This is a genomic window from Haloarcula sp. CBA1127 (assembly GCF_001485575.1).
In the GTDB taxonomy this organism is placed as follows: Archaea; Halobacteriota; Halobacteria; order Halobacteriales; family Haloarculaceae; genus Haloarcula.
Genome location: NZ_BCNB01000006.1, coordinates 938669 through 962368, shown reverse-complemented (window position 1 = coordinate 962368; position 23700 = coordinate 938669). Strand labels below are relative to the sequence as shown.

The window sequence follows — 23700 nt, the reverse complement described above, 5'->3', positions numbered from 1 at the left end:
TTTCGTTTCCAGTCGGCATCGACACGCTTTCACGCACTTGTGCGCAAGCGGCGGTATGAGCGATGAGTTCGACGCCGTCGTCGATACGGTGCGAGCGCGGGTCTCGCCCACTGACGACGAACGAGCGCAATTACAGCGGGTCGCCGACGCGGTGATGGCCGACGCCGAAGCAGCCATCGCCGACCTTCCAGTCGATGCGGAAGTGGTGCAGGTCGGCTCGACGGCACGGGGAACGTGGACCGCTGGGGACCGAGACGTGGACGTGTTCGTCTGCTTTCCGCCGTCTCTCGATCGCGAGCAGTTGGAGGAGTACGGGCTGGCCGTCGGGCACGATGTCCTGCCCGATGGGCGCGAGGAGTACGCCGAGCACCCCTACGTCGTCGGCGAGCGCGAGGGATACGCCGTGGACCTGGTGCCCTGCTATGCGGTCGAGGACGCCACCGAGATCCAGTCCGCGGTGGATCGGACGCCGTTCCATACCAGATATTTGCAGGAGCGACTGGACGACAACAGCGCGGCAGAGGTGCGGGTGGCAAAGCAGTTCCTGAAAGGCATCGGCGTCTACGGGAGTGATCTCCGGACACAGGGGTTCTCTGGGTATTTGACGGAATTACTGGTGCTTGAGTACGGCGGCTTCCGGGCGTTCCTCGAAGCGGTCGCGGACTGGCACCCGCCGGTTCGGCTGGACCCCGAGAGCCACGGGAGCGAGACGTTCGACGACCCGCTGGTCGTCATCGACCCGACGGACCCGGAGCGCAACGTCGCGGCGGTGCTGTCTGAGACGAATGTCGCCACGCTCCAGCACTACGCACGGGACCTACTCGCCGAGCCGCGAGCGTCGCTGTTCACCGAGGACGAGCCTGAGCCGCTCGCAGCGGCAGATGTCGAAGCCGTCGTGTCACAGCGAGAAACGACACCAGTGGCGCTTCGCTTCGTCGCTCCAGATGTCGTCGACGACCAGCTCTGGCCGCAACTCCAGAAGTCCCTCAATGGGCTCTGCAGCGAACTCGACCGACGTGGGTTCGAGGTCCTGCGGTCGGCCGCGTTCGTCGAGGAGGACAGCAGTGAGGCGGAAACGCCGGACGGCGAAAGTCAGGAACGGGACGCCGTCCTGCTGCTCGAATTCGCCGTCGCCGAGCGGCCGGCCGTCGAGCGCCACGAGGGGCCGCCGGTCCACGTCCGCGAGCACGCGAGTGGGTTCTTCGAGAAGTACGACGACGACCCCGAGGTGGCCGGCCCCTTCATCGATGGCGGCCGCTACGTCGTCGAGCGGCCACGGGCGGTCACCACAGCTACTGGGTTCCTGTCGAGTGCTGCCGTCTACGACGTTGGACTGGGACCGCGGATCGAGTCGACGCTGGAGAACGGGTACGAGGTACTGGTCGGCACAGATATCGCAGTGCTTGCCGACGGTTTCGGTGTCGACCTGGCGAGCTACTTCGATCCGAAGCCCTGATCGGCGAGAGCATCGAGAACATCGCGGGCGTCGTCGCTGACGTCGTCGTCCGGCTCCATCGGCTGGTAGCCGTCGAAGACCTCGTGAACGGTTGTAACCGAATCTGAGAGTGTATCAAGTCCGTACCCGCCTTCGAGAATGATCCCCAGCGCGGCGTCGCAGGTGTCTGTGAGCGAGCGCATCCGGTCAGTCATTGCGCCGTACCCCTCCGTAGAAACGCGCATCCGTGAAATCGGGTCGTGTTCGTGCGCGTCGAAGCCCGCGCTGATGAGCAACAAGTCGGGGTCGTAGTCCCTGATCGCCGGCGCGATGCACTCGTCGATGGCGGCGAGATAGTCGGCGGTATCAGCACCGGGCTTGTACTTCACGTTGAGATTCGTGCCATCGGCGTCGCCCTTGCCGGTCTCTTCGATATCGCCCGTCCCGGGGTAGAGCCCGTCTTCGTGTATTGAGGCGTAGAAAACGTCCGAACGGTCGTAGAAGATATCTTGCGTGCCGTTCCCGTGGTGGACATCCCAGTCGAAGATGGCGACGCGGTCGGCATCGGCTTCGAGGGCCGCCTGTGCGGCGACGGCCGCGTTGTTGATGAAACAGAAGCCCATGGCGTCGTCCCCCACAGCGTGATGACCGGGTGGTCGGCCCAAGGAGAACGGCGTGTCACGGCCGGTATTGCCGTCAAGCGCGGCTTCGGCCGCCCAGACAGCGAGGCCGGCCGACGCGAGTGCGGCGTCCCACGTCTCCTCGACCGCGACGGTGTCGGCGTCCCAGTTCCCGCCGCCGTCGTCACAGAACTCGCGGAACTCCTCGATGTAGTCGGCGTCGTGGACCTCGCGCACGAGGTCGATATCGGCGTCGTCGGCGGTGACGTACTCGACACCGTGGTTCTCTTTGAGCGCGCGCCGTATCGCTCGAAGTCTGTCGGGACTCTCCGGATGTCGCGGCCCGGTGTCGTGGTCCAGACAGACCTCGCGGTAGCCGAAATTCATTCAGTAGTACTGTTCGAGTTCGAAGTACGTTTCAACGTCAGCTGCCTTGATCGTCCGGCGGTCAGCGTGACGAGCCAACGTGGCGGCCGCGGCGGCCGTTTCGTCAGCGTACGTTTCGAGGAGAGACGCGAGCGCGACGCGAGCATCCATGGCGACGCGGTAGTCGTCGTCGATGTCGAGCCGTGCGATGCGGTCGACCGGCGCGACGGGGAGTTCGAGGCCATCCTTTTCAGGGACCTGCTCGATGCCGAAGTCGGCCGGCATCAGCGTCTTTCGCCCGTCCGTGGTGGCCTCCGTGGCTGCCGTGACGGCAAGCGATGCGCCGTGGTCCTGTATTCGACGAGCCAGTTCCTCCGCAGCGTCGGCACTCACCCGGAGCCCGTCCGCGTTCCGCCGAATGACCGCATCCACCGGTGCGAACGGTAGCTCGACACTCATACCCAAACCCGGGAGTGTTGCGGTCTTAAGAGTTTCCGTAGCGTCGCTCGCCGACTCAGAACACGTCCTCAGCGTGGAGCCGGTCGTCACGGAGTTCGCCACGGACCGTTATCTCCTGCCCTAACTGCACGCGCTCGCCGGTTTCGACACTCATCGTCTGCTCGCCGTCGTCGAGTACGACGGGGTCGCCGGTCTGGACGACGGTGCCGGTGAACTCCACCTGCTGGCCGGCGCTCTGTGCGCCACCGTCCGGTGACGTGTCGCCGGTGCCAGCGCTGACAGCGGCCGCCTCGTTGCCGCTGGTGTCAGCGTCAGTGTCGTCCCCTTCGTCGCCGAAGGAGGACAGGCCAGCGTGTTCGGCGTCGGTCGTCTCGGTACTGGCTCCCCCGCCTGCCCCACCGGTCGCCAGATCCGCACCATCATCGAGCACGACAATCGTGGAGTTCCAGCTTGCCGACGCTTCCTTGTCGTCTTGCCAGCCGTCCTGAATCTCGACATCGGCTGCGAGCACTTCGTCGCCCGGTGCGATGTCCTTGTCCGCCTTGTCCCCCCACAGCGCCACACGGATGTCGCCGGTGGCGTCCTGAATGCGGACGTTCCGGACCTGGCCCTCGCTGCCGTCGTCCCGGTCGAACGTCCGCTTGGGGTCAGCCGAGCGCACGACGCCAGCAATATCGGCCGTCTCTTCGAGTTCTACCTCCGCGATTGGGTCGGCGTCGGGCTCGAAGGCCACGTCGTCTTCCACTTCGTCGACGGCCCCCTGGTCGCCGACGTGGAGTTCAAGCGAGCCGTCCCGCTCCCGGACGTAGCCGTCAATTATCTCCACGGCCGCGCCCGCATCGAGTTCGTCGGCGCGGTCGGCCCGGTCGTCCCACAGCGTCACCCGGATGCGCCCCGTCTCGTCGCCGAGGGTGAGGTTCGAGACGCGCCCCTCGCTCCCGTCGTCGCGGTCGAACGTCCGTACCGTGTCGGTATCGAGGACAAGCCCGCGCAGGGTCACGTCGGACTGGCCCATCGTCAGCGCGTCGATGGACGAGCCAGCGCCCGGCTCCACATCGATTGTGGCGTCGTCGTCCGGCTCCGCCTTGTCGACGGACACCTCAAGCCCGTTGTAGCCATCTTTCGGCCGGCCCTTGACCCGGAGCACGTCGCCGACCTCCAGTTGCCCCTCGTCGATATCGACGGCCTGGCCGTCCCAGAAGGCGAGCCTGAGGCTGCCGCTCTCGTCGGCGGCTTCGACGTTGATGACCCGGCCGTCTTCGTCCTCGTCGTCGCGTTCGAAGGTCTTCAGGTCGCCGATGGCCATCACTTTGGCGAGGAATTTGACCTCGTCCATCCCAGGTTCGATATCGGCGATGGCGTTGACCTCGTTCTCGTTGAGCTCGTGGGCCAACAGCATCGCGGCCGTCTCCTCGTCGGCGAGCCCTCCCATCTGCTCGACCTTCTCCTCGACGGCCTCGCGGAACTCCTCCTCGGGGACGTCCGTCTCTAGGTCCTCGTAAATGTCCTCTATCGCACCCATCTATCTATGGGACGCTGGGCTGGGGCGCGCTTAAGCGTTGTCGTTGGGCGAGCGAGCGGCCGCTGTCGGTCGATTTCGGTCGTATCTCGTCCATGACTCGAAGGTGGTCATGGGATGGGATATAAACCCTCGGCTGCTGGCCCGACGGCAGACACTCACATTCCACCACGGTGAGAGCGGCGCAGGTAGCCGTTAGGGTGTCGCCGTTGTTACAGGGTTCAGGCCGTCGCCACTGTCGTGGGAGACAGACACTGTGCCAGGGAGGCCGTTCTCGAACGTCACCGTAGCCTGGTAGTTGATTTCCATAATGGCTTGCGTACACATATCGCCGGCGTCCGGTTTATCCTTCGTCCCAACACTGATACGCAGTTCATCGGCACTCGAATCGTACGTTACGTCTGTTAGGTCGGCCGTTTTGCACCCATCAGATCCCCAGATAGTGCCTTCGACGACGACCTGATCCTCATCGAAAGCCACCGTTGCCGAGCTTGTCTGTGACCCGGACTGTCGCTGGGTAACGCTGAATGTTGTCTCGTTCACACTCGGGGTTTCACTCGCACCCTCTGTGGATGTTTCCCCGCTACCGGGCGACCCACCAAAGCAGCCAGCGAGCACTATCGAACACCCGAGACCACCGTATCGCAGGAGTTGTCGCCGCTTCATATTCGCCTGAATGTAGGCCAGTTGAAAGATAGTCCCGGTCGCTCAAACCAATGTTGTAGCGAAGTGTGCTTACTTGTCGCGTGACGGCACACGAACCGTCACCCTTTTTAGGTGCACCACCCTCTCTGGAAATGAGTCCGGATAGGGTAGTGGACTATCCTCTTGGCTTGCGGAGCCAGGGACCGGAGTTCAAATCTCCGTCCGGACGTTTCTGCCGACGCAAACCGCCGAGCGACAGCGAGGCGACTGCGTCGGCGAAGCTCTGTGCGGAGATTTGAACACGACAGTCGCAGCGCGACAGCCGGGGCGACCGTCTGTTACCGTTCAAACCTCTGTCCGGCCGTTTCCATCACGGCTAGTCGTCCCGTTTTCGGTCGACGCCATCGTCAACGCACTCCCGACGGCCAGGCTAAACGACGCGAGGCCGAGGACGGTGAGCGTCACCACGAGCGCTTGACCACCGGGGAGCGGAAGCTGCTGCTGGAGCGTCACGACGACGTAGGTGGTGACGCCGGCGAAGGCCCCACCCCAAGTACCGCCCCTGCTGAATATCGGGAGGACATTTCGTTGCGTGTAGAGGCTGACAATAGCGGCGAACAACGTCAGGGCAAACGTCGACAGGAGCACGGGATCGGTGATCAAGAACTGCCAGACGAAGACTGTCAGGGCGGACGCGCCGGCCGCACCGAACAGCCATCGACGCCAGGATCGTGGCATATGCTGATTTGCGGTGTCGGTGACAAATCAGTTCGGTTACACGGGTGCCGATGTGGTTTTCCGGCCGCGAGGCGAACCCACCCGTGTGCGCGACCATCTCCGTGCCGGCATCGCAGTGTACAACGAAGGCCGCTACCACGCTGCACACGATGCGTGGGAGGAGTACTGGCTGGACCTCAGCTCGGGCGCCGACGAGCGATTCCTGCACGGCCTCATCCAGTTCACCGCGGTCGTCCACCACGCCAGCGAGGAGAACTGGTCGGGTGCGCAGGGACTTGCCGAGAGCGCGGCGGAGTACCTCGACGGCTTTCCGGACCCGTATCACGGCGTGGCGCTAGACGAGGTCCGGTCGTTCCTCATGGCGACAGCAGCGGACCCGCAGCACGCGGCGACGGACCCGCCGACGCTGACACACGAGGGCGAAGTCATCGGCTACGGCGCGCTGGATTTCGACGCCACGGTCATCACCGCCGAGGTGCTGGCGGAGGCTGGCCGTTACGACGAGGCGGTTATCGCCGACGCTGTTGCCCGTGCGCGGAGTGAACTTGCAGACGGCGGCGACTCGCAGTTCGTCGGGATGCTGTTCTCGTTCGTGCGCGAGCGCGACCAGCGGCCCGTCGTCTACCAGCGGCTTCGGGACCACGTCGAACTAGAACAGCAGAAAGACGACGACGTCCGTGGGCTGTTTGACGGCTCGGGGTAGCGGGCGACCACAGCGGTAGAGACGCCTACGGCTCCGGTTCGGCGATTCGTTCGTCGCCGTCGAAGTGTGCAGAGTTGTCCTGCGGGTCGTAGCCGAGCACGTCCTTGGCGCGCTCGATAGAGTAGTACTTGCGGTCGTTGTCGGAGATGCCGTAGACGATTTCGTACTCGTAGTCGGCCTGTAGCGCGCAGTCGTGGATGTGGGCGCAGTCGCGGTAGGAGAGCCACATCGCCTGCCCGCGTTCGTAGTCGATCGGCGGGTGACCCCGCGTGAGGTTGCCGATGCGGATGTTGCAGACGGAAAGGCCGTGCTTGTCGTGGTAGTAGCGGCCCAGCACCTCGCCGGTGGCTTTCGAGACGCCGTAGAGGTTGCCGGGGCGGGGGAGCTCTGTCCCGTCAAGGCGGTACTGGTCGTCCGGGCGATACATCTCGGGCGTGCGCTCGTCCGTTTCGAAGGAGCCGACGGCGTGGTTCGAGGACGCGAAGACGAACTTCTCGACGCCCTCGTCGACAGCGGCCTCGTACATCTTCTGGGTGCCGTCGATATTGTTTTCGAGGACGGAGTCCCAGGGGGCTTCCGGCCGGGGGTCGCCAGCCAGGTGGATGACGGCGCCGACGCCGTCCATTGCCGCGGCCACGTCGCCCTCGCTGGACACGTCCCCGACGAGGTACTCGTGGTCGGGCTCCTCGGCGGGTGGGCTGTGGAACATGAGTTTCCACTCGTAGGCGTCCTCGAGTCCTTCGAGGATGGCCGCCCCGACAGCGCCGCCAGCGCCGGTGAGCAGAACCGGGTCGTCCATTCGTATGAGACGATACGTCGCACGCAATAGGTAGCTTGCGGTTCGCTTTTGTGTCGCCCAGCCGGACCGATTGTATGGAACCCACAGCTCCGCAGGAGGCGTGTTTCGAAGCGGGCGTCAAGTTCGGCTCGCTGTATCACCAGTTCGCAGGGACACCACTCAGTCCAGAGAGCGCCGACTCGCTCGCAGCGGCGATGGAGGAGGCCATCGAGAACCAGCCCTTCTGTGAGGCGGTCACCGTCAGCGTCCGCACGGAGGCACTGGAAGACGCTATCGCCGAGGGCGGGGCGGACTACACGGAACTCACCGGGCGATTCATCGACGTCGAGATGCAAATCGAATACGAGGGTGTCACGGTCGAGACGAGCATGGCAATGGAGGATGGGTACCCGCTGATGCAGGTCGACGCGGTGCAGGAGTGAAATAGCCAGAGAGCGACCTGAATCCCTGGCACAGCCCCGAAAATTTTACCAGAGCGGGCTGTGAGACTTCCGACATGGCCCTCCACGCAGTCGACGATATCGACGACGCAATCGACGCGACGAAGTCGTTTCTATTCCCCTTCGAGAAGGGAACGTGGCTCCGAATGGCGTTCGTCGTGTTCTTCATCGGTGGTGGCGGTGTCGGACTGAACAACGTCCAGTCGTTCAGCAACTTCGGCGATTTCGGCGGGAACGGCGGACCCAGCGGACCCAGCGGCCCGGGAAGCGAGTTTCAGCTGGCCGCGCCGCTTGAAACTGTGCTGTCCGTGCCCGGGAACCTCGCCCTGCAAGTCTCCGAGCCCGGCGTCCCGTCCGGCGCGCCGGACGAACTACTCGCCGGGGCTGGGCTCCTTGTGCTCGCCGTCATCGGCCTGTTCATCCTGCTGGCACTCGCGTACGGCATCCTGAGTAACTTCATGGAGTTCGTGTTGACCCAGGCGCTCATCAACCGCGAGATACACGTCCGCCGGTATTTCAGTGAGCACGTCGGGGACGGCATACGGCTGTTCCTGTTTCGGCTTGTCCTTGGGATTATCTGGCTCGGCATCGCGCTCGTGATCGGTGCAGCCGGGTTCTTCCTAGTGCTCGGTGGCGAGGCCGCAAACGTCGGGGCGTCGAGCGTCCTCGCGCTATCGGGACTGTTCATCGCTGTGTTCGCGGTGCTCGCCATAAGCTACGGTATCGTCTTCGGGTTCACCACGGTGTTTGTCGTGCCGCTGATGACGGCAGATAATGACGGCGTTCTCTCCGGGTGGTCGCGGCTCTGGGGGTCGATCAAACGCCACCCCAAGCAGTACCTCGCGTATCTGTTTTTCTCCATCGTCCTCCAGATCGGTGTCGGTATCGTCAGCGCGATTCTCGGCATCATCGCGTTCATCGTCGTGCTAATCCCGTTCGGGCTCGTTGCGGCCGCGCTGTATCTCGCGCTCCAGAATACCGTCGGCGTGGTCCTGGCAGGGGTTGTCGGGCTGCTGGGGCTGCTGGTCCTGCTCGTTATCGGTGCGCTCATACAGGTCCCGCTAACGACGTTCCTGCGGTACTACGCGATGCTCGTGCTGGGTGACATCGACGCCGACATGGACCCGATTCCCGAGGTGCGCTCGGCCATCCGGGCCGAGTAGCCACAACGGCTTTTCGGTTTCAGGAATTACCGACCGGTCACGTCCTGCGGTTTCACTTTCACTTTCAGGCGGGCTTTTAATCCCTCACCGCACCAACGTCCCCGTATGAGTCAGTCAAGTCTGGACGACGACGAACTGTTCGGAGAGGCGGCCAATGAAATGCGCACGGACGTCGAGGAGTCGCTTGCGAAGGCTCGCGAGGCACTCCCAGAGGCCGATTCGGTCTGGGACGTGGAGGCCGACAACACGCTCGGCGTGCTGAACTCGCTCAAAACAGCGCTCGACGTGGGCGACGCCGAGGACCACCTCCGCGACGCGAAGAAGTGGTACACGATGGGCGAACGCGCTGACGCCTTCGAGGACGCCGACGACCTCGCCGAGGAGATCGAGACCATCGCGGACCTCATCGACGATGTCGACGACGCCCGCGAGCAGGTCGGCGACCTCACGGCAACGATTCCACAGCTTCGCAGCACGCTCGAAGAGTTCGAGGGTGAAGACGGGGCGGACGCGGAGGCGGACGGCGACGCCGACGCGGAAGCCGAAGCCTGAGCGCAAGCCAGCCACGTCCCGGCGAATGCTCGTCGCGTTCTCCGCCGGTCACCAGCGCATCGCTCGCGTCGTCCAGCGACTTTTCTCCCGTAAGTCCCGGTTTCGGTGTAGTTGACTGCAGAACAGGTCTGGCCGGTACCTGGCAACCGGTGTGACATTCTATCCAAAGCCGTATTTACGGCCGGTCAATCGCTTAAGTATTCGTGGAGCAACAGTTCCGGCCACGCGATATGGACGACAGACTCACACGCCGAACGTTCGTCTGTGGCGTCTCGACTGCTGTAGCGACCGGCCTCGCGGGCTGTAGCGAGGAACAGTCGGGCGGCGGCGCGGGGACACCTACCCGGACAGGGGGAACCGATAGCATGGCGACAGAGCCATCAAGCGGCGGGGACACCGACGCTACAGAGGCGGAAACTGGACAGTATCGGAACGGCGTCGGACAGAACGCCAGCGTCTCCTTTGCGGTCCCAAACGATGCTGCGACCGTTACCAGTCCGTCCGTACAGTGGCGGGCAACCGCCGACGGCGTCACCATCGAAGAGGCAGGGGAAGTGACCAACGGGGCCGGACACTACCACGTCATCGTCGATAGCGACCCCGTAACACCGGGCGAGACAATTCCGACGGACGACACCCACATCCACTACGGGACCGGGCAGCGAGACGGCGTGCTGGAACTGGACCCCGGCGAGCACACGCTGCACCTCCAACTGGGAGACGGCGCGCACACGGCGATGGCACTGACCGACAGCGTCGACGTGACCGTCAGCGACGAGGCAAGCCTCAGTGTCGAGACGAGCGTCGACGGGAGCGTCGTCGACTGGGAGGCCAGTGTCGAGAACTACACCATCGGCCCCACGAGCGACGGTATCACGCCGAATGCGGGCCATCTACACGCGATCATCAACACCAATTTGGTGCCGACCGGCGAGGTCATCCCAAACGATGCTCGACACGTCCACTACGGCGATGGCTCGACGAGTGGAAGCCTCGATCTTGCCGAGCAACTGGGCGACGCCTACGAGAGCGGCGACCACACGATCCACTTCCAGATCGCGTCCGCGACACACCGTGCGACGACGCTCACCGCGTCGGAGACAGTAACGACGGAGTAGCTCGCAGTCTCAGACAGTTTCTCGGCCTCAGACGATAGAGTCCGGGCGTGTCGAGAAGTAGTTGAACACCGCACCGAGCCCGATGCCGTAGACGACGTGAGCGATGAGCGTCAACACTGCGTACAGCACCAGCGTGAGTCCGGACTGGTCGGTGTAGAAGGCGAGCACGAATCCGGTCCACATAGCACCGCCGAAGAACGCGCCGCTGACGGGATCGGACTGGCCCGGGAGGTACGCTTTCAGCGAAGCGAACAGCAGCGGCCACGGGAACATCCCGCCACCGAGGAAAATGAAGAAGCCGAACAGTACCTCCGGAACGTAGCCGGTCAGACCCACAAGTTCGGTGAGGATTGCGAAGTCGTCGAGACTGAACGCGCCCAGTGACTGGGCGATGAGGAAGACGACCGACATCATCGCTGTCCCGACCAGCCCGCCGGCAGCACCGACGACACCGTCGGCGAGAATCCCGGCGAGGCTATCGAACTCCTCGACCTCTGTGAGGCCGTCGTCGTTAATAGGCGGGTCCTCGACGCCGGGTGACGTGTCTTCCATGGTGTGTTGTAACATGGCAGTGGATAAAAAAGTTCCCGCACACGTTAGGCGGTCGTGTTTAGTTAAGCATCAAAAGTGAGGCGGGAGAATTTCTCGGTGGTTCATGCCAGAAATCACCCGCCTCAGTGGTAGTAGAGAGTGGATTGATTTGGATTTTGTGGAGCGTGAGCGGACACCCGAGTCCGCGATGGCGTTGGGTATTCAATCGCACGTTGCAGGACTTTCACTGTCGAATACCGTCGAATTGCTCGAAGCACTGGGTGTCCAACGGAGTCGAAAAGCGATTCACGATTGGGTGCAGAAAGCCGATCTACAGCCAGACTCGGGTAAATCACCGAATCAGATTGCACTCGACGAAACAGTGATTCGGATCAACGATCAGCAATTCTGGCTGTACGCCGCCGCCGATCCGCAATCGAACGAACTGCTTCACGTCCGGCTATTTGCGACGACTACGACCACCCTCACAGAAATTTTCCTGCGCGAACTTCAGCAAAAACACGATGTCGAAACTGCCGTCTTTCTCGTTGATGGCGCTCAACACCTCCAAACTGCACTCCAACGAGCTGGACTCCGATTTCAGATGTGTCGCCACGGAAATCGGAACGCTGTCGAACGGATTTTTCGAGAACTGAAGCGTCGAACCTCGTCGTTTTCAAACTGCTTCAGTCACGTCAAACCCGAAACCGCTGAAAACTGGCTCCAGAGTTTCGCTCGCTGGCACAATGCCACTAACTAAACACTACCCGTTAGGCTGGCAAAGGACATATGTCAAGAATCTGTCCGCAATACCTATTACAGGGTGGGAAGAATCATGAAGAAATGGCGGTATCCTTGATAACATACGCCATGGTTGTGTTCCCCTTGCACGGTGGCGACGTCAGGGCACCCAGTGCGGTGTTCGACCAGATCTTCGAGGTGTTCCTGCTGCTGGGAACGACCGTCGGGGTGGTCGTCGTGGCGTACACGATGTACCACGCACTCAAGTACCGCGACGACGGGGACGAAACGGACCCGTACGCCGACAAGGTTGAGCGGCCCGAGATGGGGGAGCTGCCGACCGGCGGCACGGGTGGCCGAAAAGTGTTTTACTCGTTCAGCATCAGCGCCATCATCGTCGTCTCGCTCATCGCCTGGACGTACTCGCAACTGCTGTACATCGAGCAGGGCCCCGATCCGGCCCAGGAGGAGGCGCTGGAAATCGACGTGGAAGGGTACCGCTTCGGCTGGGACTTCGTGTATCCGAACGGGCACACGACCAACACGCTCCGGGTGCCACAGGACCGGGTGGTCAGGTTACAGGTGACTTCGACGGACGTGTTCCACAACTTCGGGATCCCGGAGTTGCGAGTCAAGACCGACGCCGTCCCGGGCCAGTACACGTCGGCCTGGTTCACGGCCAACGAAACGGGGACCTACGCCGCCAAGTGCTACGAGCTGTGTGGCAGCGGCCACTCGCTGATGACGACGGATGTGGTTGTGATGCCACAGGACGAGTACGAGGAGTGGTACGCGGAGACGAACGGGGCGGCAGCAAGCCGCAACGAGACGGACCAGCGAATCGCGACTGAGGCGACCGCCCTCGGAGGTGCGCCCGCATGAGCCAAGACCACGAACACAGCCTGCCGCCCAAATCATCGGTCAGCCGGTGGTTCCTCACGACCAACCACAAGGACATCGGCGTGCTGTATCTCATCACCGCACTGTTCTTCCTCGTCTTTGGGGGCGTTCTCGCCCTGCTATTCCGCCTCGAATTGATTTCCTCAGGCGCTGACCTGCTGGGGTCGATGGGGTACAACCAAGCGGTGTCGACCCACGGCCTCCTGATGGTGTTCTGGTTCATCTCGCCGTTTGCCTTCGGCTTTGCGAACTACCTCGTCCCGCTACAGATCGGCGCGGACGACCTCGCCTTCCCGCGGCTGAACGCGCTGTCGTACTGGCTGTACCTGTTCTCTGGCATCCTGATGGGCGTCTCGTTCTTCCAGGGGACCACCTTCGCGGGCGGGTGGACGATGTACGCCCCGCTGAACACGCCAGCGTACATCCCTGGTGAGGGACTGGGGGCGACCTCGGTCGTGCTGGCGCTCATCATGTTCACCGCCGCGGTGACGCTGGGGTCGGTGAACTTCCTGACAACGATGTACCGAATGCGCGCCGAAGGGCTCCGGATGCGGGACATCCCCATCTTCTCGCTGTCTATCAACCTCACCGTCTGGATGATGCTGTTCGCCTTCGCGGCGCTGCTCGCGGCGCTGATGATACTCGCTTCGGACCACATCCTCGGGACGACCTACTTCCAGTACTCCATCGACGGGACGACGATGGCGACCGACGCGGACAATCCGGGTGCGTCGCTGCTCTGGGCGCACCTGTTCTGGTTCTTCGGTCATCCGGAGGTGTACATCGTCTTCTTCCCGGCACTGGGCGTGATGGCCGAGTGCTTCCAGACCTTTACCGGGCGGCGGCTGGTCGGCCGCAAGTGGTTCATCATCTCGATGGTGCTGGTAGCGCTCCAGAGCTTCGTCGTCTGGATGCACCACATGTTCCTGACCGGCATCAATCTCCCAATCAAGACCATCTTCATGGCGACGACCATCGGCATCTCCCTGCCCTTCGACCTGATGGTGTTCTCGCTCATCTACACGATGGCGAAGGGCCGAGTCCGGTTCACGACGCCGTTCCTGTTCTCGCTGGGCGCGCTCATCCTGTTCATCATCGGCGGCATCACCGGCGTCTTCCTCGGCGCAATCGTGCTCGACTACCAGTTCCGCGGGACGTACTGGGTCGTCGCCCACTTCCACTATGTGATGGTCGCGGGCGCGACAGCGCTGTTCGGCGGCCTCTACTACTGGTACCCGAAGATTACGGGGAAGATGTACAACGAACGGCTGGGGAAGATACAGTTCGGCGTCTACTTCCTCGGGTTCAATCTGTTGTACTTCCCGATGTTCATCGCCTGGGAGACACCACGGCGCGTGTTCGTCTACCCCGACGGCCTGCAGATATGGCACACCATGGCTACCGTCGGCGGGTTCATTCTTGGCGCGAGTTTCCTGCTCATGTTCTATAACCTCTTTGTGAGTCTCTGGCGCGGGGAGGACGCCGGGCCGAACCCCTGGGAGTACGCCACCTCCGCCGAGTGGGCCGTCTCCTCGCCGCCACCGCTGGGGAACTTCCCCGGCGTGCCGAGCTACGGCACCGGGAAACTGGAGTTCCTCGACGAGGAGACGGTCGCCGAGCGAACCGAGAGCACGCCCGGAGCCGCAGCGCATGGCCACGCGGCGACCGACGGCGGGACCGCGACGGACGGCGGCGCAGTGACGGCGAGGGCCGCGGTGACGGCAACCGGGGTGGAGCCGGCCCACGAGGTCGGCGGCGAAGAACACGCCAGCCACGCCAGCTTTTGGCCGTTCCTCGTCAGCCTTGGCGGGTTCATCGCATTCCTCGGGCTTTCGGGCGTGCGGACGGGGAGCGTGTTCTACCTCACCATGGCGGCCGTCGGCGGGGTGGCGACGCTCGGGTCGCTCGTCGGCATGACCCGCGAGCCGTTCCACGCGCCGGAGATGGCCATCGCCGAGCGGTGGCCCTTCGAGCGCGTCGAGAAGATGAAACTCGGGATGTGGACGTTCCTCGCCAGCGACATCGTCCTGTTCGGGGCCTTCATCGGCTCCTACGCCTTCGTCCGGGTCGCCTACGGCTGGACGGCCTGGCACCACGACCTCATCCCCGCCGAACACGTGACGATGCCCGGCCTCATCAACACGTACCTGTTGCTCACGTCGAGTTTCCTCGTCGTGCTGGCGATGGTCGCCGCCGAACGGGAGAGCAAGCGCGGGACCGTCGCCGCACTGGTCGGGACGTTCGCGCTCGGGGTCGGCTTCCTCGTCAACAAGGGACTAGAGTGGCAGCACCTGTTCCACATCAGCACAGAGGCGTTCCCGAACGGGTGGACCCTCTCGACGAACATCGCGTCGTCGACGTTCTACCTGACGACCGGGCTCCACGGCGCGCACGTCACTATCGGGCTCATCATCTGTGCGTACATGACCGTTCGGGCATGGAACGGGGCCTATCAGGGCGACGACAGAGCCATCGAGTACTTCGGCCTGTACTGGCACTTTGTCGACATCGTCTGGCTGTTCCTGTTCCCGCTGTTTTACATCCTCTAGAACAATGGACTGGAAAGGCTACACCGTGATATACGTCGTACTGTTCGCCTTCGCGACCGCACAGGCCGTCGTCGAGTTCGCCGGCCTCGTCGACAGCGCCTACTGGGCCGCCTTCGCGCTCATCATGGTGCTGTCGGTCATCAAGGCCGTCGGCGTCGCCGCCTACTACCAGCACCTCCGCTGGGAACCCCGCGCCGTCACGTACCTCGTGCTGGGCGGGACTGTCGCCGCGCTCGCGCTGACCGGGGCTGCCGCGTACTCGATACTGTAGCGCGGTCTGGGGGTGTTTTTCCTCATGGCACCGCCTAGGATACTCCATGGAACACGTCACCCTCGACCGACTCGATGGCGGAACCTTCGCCACAGGCAGTGCCTGTCAGCCAATGACTGACGCGCTCTGTACGACCGAACTCGCGATCAATCACTACCGGATCGTCCCGGGCGACGGCTTTCCTGGCGGGCTCCACGCCCACATGGATCAGGAGGAACTGTATCTGGTACTCGACGGGGAGGCCACGGTGGAGACGATGGATCGCACCGTCACCGTCGCTGCTGGCCAGCTCGTCAAATTTGGTCCGGGAGAGTTCCATACAGGCTGGAACGATACGGGGAGTGAACTCGTTGCGTTTGCCATCGGCGTCCCGCGGGAAACAGACGACATCAGGGTCCCGCTATCCTGTCCCGACTGTGGGCACGGCGATATGCGGCTGGACTCCGGCGGGGCGGCGCTCACGTTTAGTTGTCCCGACTGCGACACGGAGCGGCGGCCGGAGCCATGTCCAGATTGCGGCCACGACGACTTGCAGTTCACCCGGCGCGGGCGGGACAACCCAGTCGTGGTCTGTGATGGCTGTGACAGCGCGTTCGAGACGCCACCGCTGCAGACTGATAGCAGCCGTTAAAATTCACTGCACGCCCGGCACGACAGCAGTGCCACTGATTTGTCCATCGTTTTAATTTGCAGGCCCACCGGGGCTCAGGCCCCGACAAGCTGGAAACCGACCGCGATGAGAAAGAGCACGCCCGCAACGGTCGCGGACTCGGCGACGGCCAGCGAGCGGGGATGGCCCCGTCGCGTCGCCGACAGATAGATGCCAAACAACAGATAGCCACAGAGGCCCGCTCCGCCGACCACAGCGACCGCTAGCCCCGCTGTCGCCTGCGTCTCGACGGGGCCGGAGATAGACGCGACGACCCCAATGAGGAGGCCGACGACCAGCACCGCGAACGTGCCGACCCAGACCATCGGCTGGTCGGCATATGTCTCGAACCGGCTCTCACGGTCGCCCGCCGGCGACCGGCCGCTCGTCAACGCCCCCGGACTGTACTGATACCACCCGCGCCCGCGGACCATCCATGCGACCACCGCCACCCCTAACACACCCATCAGTGCCATGCTAGCGAGGTACGTGGTTGCCATGTGATAGCATTACGACACAATGCGTAATAATCGTTTGTGCCCGGCCGGATAGAAATCGGCGTCTTGGGCTATTGCAGTGTTGTACCAGCGGGGCGTCTTCCTTTTCACGGAAAGCCTATACACATCTAAAACCGACTGAAGCCTGTGCAATTCGCCTCGTTCGCCGCTGAACAGCCTATGATGAGTGCTGCTCTGGCGCTTACGGTCGCCATCTACATTGGGAATCTCATCGCACTTGGCTACTGGGCCCGTGCGGAGGCCAGCGCACGCAACGGGTCAGTGCTCGGGACGTTCCTGCTGCTCTTTACGGGTTTTGGGCTGGTCTACTACGTCTGGGTTCGCTACGTCCGAAACGACTGGGAGCCGCGCTCGGAGCCAGCCGACCGGCGTGAGCGGGTGGTCACTGCCTACTCGCTGGCCGTCCTCCTTGCGTTCGTGGCCGGCGCGCTCGTCACACCGCCAGACCCGATGACGCAAGTCTTGGCTCTCCCGCCGCTGTTTGTGGTCTCATTCGTCGTCTCGTATTTGTTTGTCACGCGAGGGGCGGTCGGCGGTAGCGGCGGAACTGCTGTCTGAGGTGTGAGAGTGTGCTGTAGTCGATGACCGTGGCTCAGCTGGCACTACCAAGCTAAACTGACAGGATAGAATCTGGGTCTGCGAGGGATACACCTCTCAGCGGCCGACTGTTTCAGCCCGCGTTACGTCTTGGGGAGCGGCCGTTAACAGAACTGAACAGCTGTCTCACCGCTTCAATCGTCGGCAACTCCTGATAACTGACGGTTCGAACATTGCGTTCTCACCGTTTCAGTCATCAGCATCCGTCCGCGCCCGTCGCTGGATCGCTCGCTCGACGAACTCCTCGGGGAGTTCATCGATTTCGCCGGCCTGAACTGCCCAGAGGTTGGCGTAAAGGCCATCGGCGGCGAGCAATTCGTCGTGGCTCCCGCGTTCGACAATACGGCCGTCCTCGACGACGAGAATCGTGTCGGCGTCTTTCACCGTCGAGAGGCGGTGCGCGATGGCGAACGTGGTCCGGTCGGCGGTCAGGTCGTCGAGCGAGCGCTGGATGAGCATTTCCGTCTCCGTGTCCACGTCGCTTGTCGCCTCATCGAGAATGAGGATTTCGGGGTCTTTCAGAATCGCCCGGGCGATGGCGATGCGCTGGCGCTGGCCGCCTGAGAGCTTGACGCCGCGTTCGCCGACCATCGTGTCGTAGCCGTCCGGAAGATTGCGGACAAACTGGTCGGCTTCGGCGGCCTCCGCGGCGGCGACGATTTCCTCGTCGGTGGCGTCGAAGGTTCCGTAGGTGATGTTCTCGCGGACGGTGCCATAGAACAGGAACGTCTCCTGACTGACGTAGCCGATGGCGCGACGGATGCTCTGTATCTGTACGTCCTGCACGTTCTGGCCGTCGATGCGAACCGTGCCGGAGTCCACGTCGTACATCCGGAGCAAGAGCTTCAGTACGGTGGATTTCCCTGCGCCAGTTGGGCCAACGAGGGCGACGGTCTCGCCGCCGTCGGCCTCGAATGAGATGTCCGAAAGCACCGGCTCGTCGTCGCTATCGTAGCCGAAGGCCACGTCCTCGTACGCGACGCGGCCGTTGGTCACGGCAAGCGGCGGCGCGTCTTCGGCCTCTTCGAGGCGGCCGGGCGTGTCCATCAACCCGAACACGCGCTCGGCGGAGGCGTAGGCCCGCTGGTACATATTGATGATCTGCCCGAACTGCGCCATCGGCCAGACGAACCGCTGCGTGTAGATGATGAACGCGACGAACTGCCCGCGGGAGAGCGGTGCCGTCAGCGGCCCAGGTGCCTGGCCGGTGACCATCAGTCCACCGACGATGAACGTGACGACGAAGCCGATGCCCGATACCAGTCGGAGGCCGGGGAAGAAGGTGATACGCGTCTCGATAGCGTCCCAGTTGGCGTCGAGGTAGTCCTCAGAAGTGTCTTCAACGCGGTCCGCCTCGTACGGCTCGGTGTTGGCGGTCTTGATTATCTGGATGCCGCTGAGGTTGTTTTCCAGTCTGGAGTTGAGCTTGCCGACCGTCGACCGCACCTCGGCGTATTTGGGCTGGATGACGTCGATGAACCGCTTCGTGAACACGGCGATAATCGGGACCGGAAGCAGGGCGACCAGCGCCAGCTGCCAGTTCATGTAGAACAGGTACGTGGCGATGCCGACGACCATGATTATCATCCGCGACGCGGAGTTGAGGCCGTCGTTGAGGAACTTCTCCAGCCGGTTCACGTCGTTCGACAGCACCGACATCATCTCGCCGGTCTGCTTGTCGGCGAAGAAGTCCATGTTCAACCGCTGCATCGTCTCGTAGGTGTCGGTGCGGACGGCGTGTTGGACGTACTGGGCGAACTTGTTCCAGCCCCAGTTCCGACTCCAGTGGAAGACGGCCCCGAGGCCGAACGAGGCGGCGATGATGCCGGCGGTAAGCCACAGCTGTGGCCCCTGCCCGTTTGGAATCCAGGCGTCGGGTATCAGGAAGAGGCCGTATTCGGCCTCCTGTAGAAAGATAGCGTCGATAGCCAGCGCCAAGAGGATCGGTGGCAGCAGGTCCAGCATCCGAGCGACAATAGAACTGCAGAGGCCGACAACGAACGCCCCCCAGTGGCCCTGTCCGTAGCCGGTGAACAGTCGAAGCATCGGCCGGTCGACGCGTTCCCTGGCGTCTTCGAACACGTCGTCGTCCGAACCCGCGTCGAAATCCATTATCGAATGCAAGGGCTGAACCCGCAAAAGGCCGTCGGGCTACGTGGCTTCGGGTGGCAGGTCGACCCGGTCGCCGACCGCAACGCCGGTTCGGTTGGCCCACCCGCGGTTCACTTCAAGGACGTACTTGCCCCGCCCCTCGTAGCCCGTCAGGCCGCTCTCGGAGGTCCCCTCCGGCGGGAGCGGCGCGTGGTGGATGGTCGTGATAGTGCCGTTGGCGTCGATGAAGATTATGTCGAGTGGGAACGACATATTCCGCATGACGTAGGTGTGCTGGCCCGCCTCGTCGTGGACGAACAGCATTCCCTCGTTTGGCCCAAGCGACTCGGTGTTGCTCAGGCCGACATAGCGCTGCCTCCCAGTGTTTGAAATATTGACTGTGACGGTCGCCAATTGCCGGGAGTCAGAACAGGCGACCACCTCCGTCGCGTTGGGCGAGCGGTCACATTGCAGTGGGGTCGCCGTCTCAAGCGTGGTGTTGTCGTGGACCGTCACTGTGCCCTCCTCGTACTCGCCGGTGCCAAGCACCTCGACCCAGAGGCCGGTCTGGAGGACCACAGCGGCGGCGACGAGAAGGCCGACGAGTCCGAGGACAACCACGGCAGGGCGCTGCATACTCCGTCTGAGGGGTAGGTCGTGGGTAATACTGTCGGTGCCCACTGTCGACCGAGAGAGAAAGCGTTATTCCTACCGATGGAAAACGGTGGAGTACGGGTCCGTGGTCTAGTTGGTTATGACGTGGCCTTTACAAGGCCGAGGCCGGTGGTTCGAATCCGCCCGGACCCATCCTGCGACGAACGGACGTGAGGAGCGGATGGGTCCTGTGGATTCGATTCCTGCCAGTCGCGCGTACCATCGTAGCCCGGGTATCAGGCACTCTATCTCGATTGATAGTCGCCCGTAATCCATATATCCGGAGTGGTGGTAGTGCGTGACATGATAGACGGCTCGACGTGTCCAGCCTGTAGCGGGGACGTTTCGACGACCAATGGCACTGAGTACGAATGCGACGACTGTGGCGAGACGTTCGATAGCGCGGACCTGTTTCTCCCGTAATCGGCAGTCAAACCTCCCGACGGATGCGACAAAACCTGCGCCCGCTTTCGAAATGCTTTTTTCTACCCTCGTCATCGATTGGAGTGCGCGCCGCCTTAGCTCAGACTGGGAGAGCACTCGACTGAAGATCGAGCTGTCCCCGGTTCAAATCCGGGAGGCGGCATACCCTTCTCGGTTTAGATGCCCAAAAGACAACCCCTCTTAGCCGGGGGCCTGTCAGGGGGTGGTCGGCGTGACCGATTCGGACCCCGACGGCGAGGGCACTTCTCCCGACGCGAACTCCGGAGACAAGAGTCTCGAAACCACCGTTCAAGCGCTGGAAGCTCGGCTCGATGCGCTTTCGACGCAAGTCTCGGGCCTCCGTGAGGAACTACACGACGAGCGAGAGCAACGCGCGGAGTTAGGGGACGAGTTGGCAGCGCGCGACGACCGAATCGACGAACTCGAAACGGAAATCGCGCGACTCGACGCGCGTACCGACATCCTCGAGGTCGTCGAGAACGCCGACAAGATGTCCGGCAAGCAGCGCGCGGTCACACTGGTCCAGCACCTCCACCGAGCAGCGAAAACGCGTGAGCGTCGCGACGAACCGCCTGCAGCGACCGTCGACCGCGACGAAGCAGAGGAAGCACTCCACTACCCGAACATCGACCGAACGACGGTCTACCGGGACATGGAACGCGCGGCGCGGCTAATCGATAGTGACGCGCTGCAGTACACGAACGGGGAGTTGCGACTCGATCTTGACTCCGGGAGTCTCCCCCGGAAGTACACGGCTGACCAGGAGGGCGAGAATCTGTGAAGTCCTCACAACAGATGCGATGGGGGAAGCCCCCACCGGATTGGTTCAGTCTAAGCGAAAATGTCTGAAACCTTAGGTTTTGCAGGGTAGGACGGTTGTGTAAACAACTGTCGATTAGCTGTTAGTACGCTCGCAAACCGCTCGCACCGCTCGCAGTCAAGACGAATCAACAGCCTCCGCGGCTGTTGTGAAGACTTCACAGAAATCCACGATGGCCGAAAACCACGAACTCACCGAAGAACTGATACAATTCTTCCGGGACTACTACTCGGAAGAGATCGCACAGCTCGCACAACGCTACCCCCGGGAACAGAAATCACTCCACGTCGACTACGACGATTTGTACCGGTTCGACCCGGGTATTGCCGACGACGTGCGGAACCATCCGAAGGAACTGCAGGAACACTTGGAGGAATCACTCCGGCTGTACGACTTGCCGATAGCAGTCGAACTCAACGATGCACATGTACGCATCTACAATCTCCCGGAGATGCACGTCTTCGACCCCTCCGGTGTGTCCCGTCACCAGAACATCGGACAGTTACTCGGCATCCGCGGACAGGTCCAGAAGGTGTCCGACGTGAAGCCACGGCTCACCGAAGCCATCTGGGAGTGCCAACGCTGCGGAACTCAGACTGAGATTCCACAGCACGGCGACAGTCTGCAAGAACCGCACGAGTGCCAAGGGTGCGAACGACAGGGGCCGTTCTCGCTTGATGCGAGCGCCAGTAGCTGGATCGACCACCAGTACGCCCGTATCCAGCAACCGCCCGAGAAAACGAACGGTGGGGAAGCGCAGAGCGTCGACGCACACCTCGAAGAGGACCTGATCGAAGGCTTCGATGCCGGTGACAGGGTGGTTCTGACCGGGATTCTCGACATCGAAGAGCCGGGGGTCGACCAGAGACTCGATTTTAATACGAATCTTGACGCTCGTTCCGTAGTGAAAGAGGAGAGCGACTACGACGATGTCAACGTCGACGAGCACTTGGACGAGATTGAAGCCATCGCCAACGGCGAACGCGGTGACCCGTACCAGCTACTCATCGACTCTATCAACCCGAAGCACCGGGGTGACGAACACGTCAAGCTGGCCGTTGCGCTCCAGCTCTTCGGTGGGTGGGCACATGAATATCCGGACGGAAGCCGCGACCGTGGTGACTGGCATATGCTTCTCCTCGGTGACCCCGGTTGTGGGAAGTCCACGTTCCTCCGCTACGTGGACCAGATAGCACCACGGTCGACCTACGCCTCAGGGAAGGGAGCGACCGCGGCAGGAATGACGGCAGCGGCCGTCTCGGACGACTTCGGAGATATGGAGTGGGGCCTTGAAGCTGGTGCGCTGGTGCTGGCCGACGGCGGCATTGCCTGCGTTGACGAGATCGACAAGATGCAGTCCGACGCCGTGTCCTCAATGCACGACGCTCTGGAGAGTCAGCGAGTTCACGTCAACAAGGCCGGCATCAACGCCACGCTGAACGCCCGGACTTCGTTGCTTGCGGCGGGGAATCCGAAGGACGGCCGCTTCGAGCGCTATCGTCCGAAGGGCGAGCAGATCGATATGGGTCCAACGCTACTCTCCCGGTTCGATCTGATGTTCATGGTGTCCGACGAGCCCAACCGGGAAGACGATGCGGATGTCGTCGAGCACATGGTCCAGAGCCGGCAGGCTGCAGGCCGCCACACCCGAGGGGAGGGACTTAGTGAAGAGGAACAGAAGCGAGTCGAACCCGCGATAAACCGGTCGGTGATGCGGGCATACGTCGCTCATGCCAAGCAGACCTGTTGTCCAATCATCGAGGATGACGAAGTGGCGGAACGACTGAAACAGTTCTTTGTCGAGTTCCGAGCTGGGACTGGTGAGCAAGACGACGACTCACCGATTCCCGTCACGTTCCGCAAAGTCGAGGCTATTCAGCGGCTTGCAGAGTCGAGTGCCAGAGTTCGGCTTTCGGATACGGTGGAGTTGGAGGACGTGGAACGGGCGATTAAGCTTGTGACGAAGTCGATGAAACAGGTCGGATATGATCCTGAGAGTGGAGAGTTCGATGCAGATATCATCGAGACAGGCCAGTCGAAGAGTCAGCGAGAACGGTGTGAGACGATTCTCGGTGTTGTAGAAGAATTAGATGGTGCCTCAGTGGAAGAGATTGCCGAGAAGGTAGAATTCGAGCATAAGGTATTGAAGCATTGTATTGAAAAACTGAAAGAGACTGGGAGAGTTTATTCCATGAACAATGAGTTTAGGAGAACATAGCAAGTAGCGAAGTTCAGCGCGATTAGATTTCTTTGTTCGGATTGTCCCTACGGACACATCCGATAATAAAAACAAACACTTCCAGTCTCAATCTAATCTCAGACAATCTTAGAAGGGTTGGTATTAGACAAAATTTATACCACTACATTAAGCATTGGGA

General features: G+C 62.2%; 24 protein-coding genes and 3 tRNA genes. 17 read left to right on the top strand and 10 right to left on the bottom strand.

From position 1 onward, the window contains the following. Nucleotides 1-55: 55 nt before the first annotated feature. Nucleotides 56-1456: a CCA tRNA nucleotidyltransferase gene (cca, locus tag AV059_RS09450; RefSeq protein ID WP_058994177.1), complete on the top strand. Its 1401-nt coding sequence runs from the start codon at nt 56-58 to the stop codon at nt 1454-1456. On the opposite strand, the gene AV059_RS09445 is transcribed toward cca, so the two are convergent. The 4 genes from AV059_RS09445 to AV059_RS09430 all read right to left on the bottom strand — a co-directional run bounded on the left by AV059_RS09445 (nt 1435) and on the right by AV059_RS09430 (nt 4942). Beyond that, nucleotides 1435-2442, bottom strand: a complete 1008-nt coding sequence (locus tag AV059_RS09445; RefSeq protein ID WP_058994176.1) for a histone deacetylase — start codon at nt 2440-2442, stop codon at nt 1435-1437. The genes cca and AV059_RS09445 overlap by 22 nt on opposite strands. After that, complete coding sequence (locus AV059_RS09440) at nt 2443-2880, bottom strand: histone (protein WP_058994175.1); 438 nt, start codon at nt 2878-2880, stop codon at nt 2443-2445. A 55-nt stretch (nt 2881-2935) separates the two neighbouring features. After that, nucleotides 2936-4402, bottom strand: a complete 1467-nt coding sequence (locus tag AV059_RS09435; RefSeq protein ID WP_058994174.1) for a single-stranded DNA binding protein — start codon at nt 4400-4402, stop codon at nt 2936-2938. A gap of 192 nt (nt 4403-4594) precedes the next feature. After that, nucleotides 4595-4942, bottom strand: coding sequence for a hypothetical protein (locus AV059_RS09430; RefSeq protein WP_058997541.1), 348 nt, complete (start codon nt 4940-4942; stop codon nt 4595-4597). Nucleotides 4943-5200: 258 nt separating this feature from the next. Here AV059_RS09430 and AV059_RS09425 point away from each other — a divergent pair. Next, a tRNA-Arg gene (locus tag AV059_RS09425) sits at nt 5201-5273 on the top strand. Between the two features lie 116 nt (nt 5274-5389). Here AV059_RS09425 and AV059_RS09420 read toward each other — a convergent pair. Further along, a complete protein-coding gene (locus AV059_RS09420; RefSeq protein ID WP_228841777.1) occupies nt 5390-5782 on the bottom strand; it encodes a hypothetical protein in 393 nt (130 codons plus the stop codon). Between the two features lie 85 nt (nt 5783-5867). On the opposite strand from AV059_RS09420, the gene AV059_RS09415 reads away from it, so the two are divergent. Continuing rightward, nucleotides 5868-6485: a DUF309 domain-containing protein gene (locus tag AV059_RS09415; RefSeq protein ID WP_058994173.1), complete on the top strand. Its 618-nt coding sequence runs from the start codon at nt 5868-5870 to the stop codon at nt 6483-6485. A gap of 25 nt (nt 6486-6510) precedes the next feature. Here AV059_RS09415 and azf read toward each other — a convergent pair whose 3' ends face one another. Beyond that, a complete protein-coding gene (gene azf, locus AV059_RS09410) occupies nt 6511-7284 on the bottom strand; it encodes an NAD-dependent glucose-6-phosphate dehydrogenase Azf (RefSeq protein ID WP_058994172.1) in 774 nt (257 codons plus the stop codon). A gap of 74 nt (nt 7285-7358) precedes the next feature. Here azf and AV059_RS09405 point away from each other — a divergent pair, with 74 nt between their 5' ends. The 4 genes from AV059_RS09405 to AV059_RS09390 all read left to right on the top strand — a co-directional run bounded on the left by AV059_RS09405 (nt 7359) and on the right by AV059_RS09390 (nt 10557). Further along, entirely contained in the window at nt 7359-7706 is a 348-nt protein-coding gene (locus AV059_RS09405; RefSeq protein ID WP_058994171.1) for a dihydroneopterin aldolase family protein, read from the top strand. A 74-nt stretch (nt 7707-7780) separates the two neighbouring features. Further along, a complete protein-coding gene (locus AV059_RS09400; protein WP_058994170.1) occupies nt 7781-8887 on the top strand; it encodes a hypothetical protein in 1107 nt (368 codons plus the stop codon). Between the two features lie 105 nt (nt 8888-8992). Next, nucleotides 8993-9439: a DUF5790 family protein gene (locus tag AV059_RS09395; RefSeq protein ID WP_005537249.1), complete on the top strand. Its 447-nt coding sequence runs from the start codon at nt 8993-8995 to the stop codon at nt 9437-9439. Nucleotides 9440-9669: 230 nt separating this feature from the next. Then, entirely contained in the window at nt 9670-10557 is an 888-nt protein-coding gene (locus AV059_RS09390) for a DUF4399 domain-containing protein (RefSeq protein WP_058997535.1), read from the top strand. 27 nt (nt 10558-10584) lie between these two features. Here AV059_RS09390 and AV059_RS09385 read toward each other — a convergent pair whose 3' ends face one another. After that, a complete protein-coding gene (locus AV059_RS09385) occupies nt 10585-11109 on the bottom strand; it encodes a DUF6789 family protein (protein ID WP_014041413.1) in 525 nt (174 codons plus the stop codon). A gap of 103 nt (nt 11110-11212) precedes the next feature. Between AV059_RS09385 and AV059_RS09380 the strand changes: the two genes are divergently transcribed. The 5 genes from AV059_RS09380 to AV059_RS09360 all read left to right on the top strand — a co-directional run bounded on the left by AV059_RS09380 (nt 11213) and on the right by AV059_RS09360 (nt 16180). Then, the gene (locus AV059_RS09380) at nt 11213-11848 is read left to right on the top strand and encodes an IS6 family transposase (RefSeq protein WP_058994169.1); all 636 of its coding nucleotides are present in this window, start codon (nt 11213-11215) and stop codon (nt 11846-11848) included. Nucleotides 11849-11958: 110 nt separating this feature from the next. Then, complete coding sequence (coxB, locus tag AV059_RS09375) at nt 11959-12711, top strand: cytochrome c oxidase subunit II (protein ID WP_228841776.1); 753 nt, start codon at nt 11959-11961, stop codon at nt 12709-12711. Continuing rightward, on the top strand, nt 12708-15278 hold the full coding sequence (locus tag AV059_RS09370; protein WP_058994167.1) for a cbb3-type cytochrome c oxidase subunit I: 2571 nt from the start codon (nt 12708-12710) through the stop codon (nt 15276-15278). Before coxB ends, AV059_RS09370 begins: the two co-directional genes overlap by 4 nt. A 4-nt stretch (nt 15279-15282) precedes the next feature. Further along, nucleotides 15283-15549 carry a cytochrome C oxidase subunit IV family protein gene (locus AV059_RS09365; protein WP_008307659.1) on the top strand — a complete coding sequence of 89 codons (267 nt, stop codon included), beginning with the start codon at nt 15283-15285 and terminating at the stop codon, nt 15547-15549. 46 nt (nt 15550-15595) lie between these two features. After that, nucleotides 15596-16180 carry a cupin domain-containing protein gene (locus AV059_RS09360; protein ID WP_058994166.1) on the top strand — a complete coding sequence of 195 codons (585 nt, stop codon included), beginning with the start codon at nt 15596-15598 and terminating at the stop codon, nt 16178-16180. A 74-nt stretch (nt 16181-16254) separates the two neighbouring features. Here the strand turns inward: AV059_RS09360 and AV059_RS09355 are convergent, their stop codons facing one another. After that, a complete protein-coding gene (locus AV059_RS09355) occupies nt 16255-16698 on the bottom strand; it encodes a hypothetical protein (protein ID WP_058994165.1) in 444 nt (147 codons plus the stop codon). A 177-nt stretch (nt 16699-16875) separates the two neighbouring features. Here AV059_RS09355 and AV059_RS09350 point away from each other — a divergent pair, with 177 nt between their 5' ends. Next, nucleotides 16876-17274 carry a hypothetical protein gene (locus AV059_RS09350; protein WP_058997533.1) on the top strand — a complete coding sequence of 133 codons (399 nt, stop codon included), beginning with the start codon at nt 16876-16878 and terminating at the stop codon, nt 17272-17274. 228 nt (nt 17275-17502) lie between these two features. Here the strand turns inward: AV059_RS09350 and AV059_RS09345 are convergent, their stop codons facing one another. Both AV059_RS09345 and AV059_RS09340 read right to left on the bottom strand, forming a co-directional pair. After that, nucleotides 17503-19425: an ABC transporter ATP-binding protein gene (locus tag AV059_RS09345; RefSeq protein WP_058994164.1), complete on the bottom strand. Its 1923-nt coding sequence runs from the start codon at nt 19423-19425 to the stop codon at nt 17503-17505. Between the two features lie 39 nt (nt 19426-19464). Then, nucleotides 19465-20040, bottom strand: a complete 576-nt coding sequence (locus AV059_RS09340) for a DUF192 domain-containing protein (protein ID WP_058994163.1) — start codon at nt 20038-20040, stop codon at nt 19465-19467. Between the two features lie 97 nt (nt 20041-20137). Here AV059_RS09340 and AV059_RS09335 point away from each other — a divergent pair. The 4 genes from AV059_RS09335 (at nt 20138) to AV059_RS09320 (ending at nt 23540) form a co-directional block, all read left to right on the top strand. Continuing rightward, nucleotides 20138-20211: transfer RNA gene (locus tag AV059_RS09335), tRNA-Val, on the top strand. Nucleotides 20212-20570: 359 nt separating this feature from the next. Then, nucleotides 20571-20644 (top strand) — tRNA-Phe (locus tag AV059_RS09330). 69 nt (nt 20645-20713) lie between these two features. Next, nucleotides 20714-21283, top strand: coding sequence for a hypothetical protein (locus AV059_RS09325; RefSeq protein WP_228841775.1), 570 nt, complete (start codon nt 20714-20716; stop codon nt 21281-21283). 211 nt (nt 21284-21494) lie between these two features. Beyond that, a complete protein-coding gene (locus tag AV059_RS09320) occupies nt 21495-23540 on the top strand; it encodes a minichromosome maintenance protein MCM (RefSeq protein WP_058994161.1) in 2046 nt (681 codons plus the stop codon). The last annotated feature ends 160 nt before the right edge of the window (nt 23541-23700 follow it).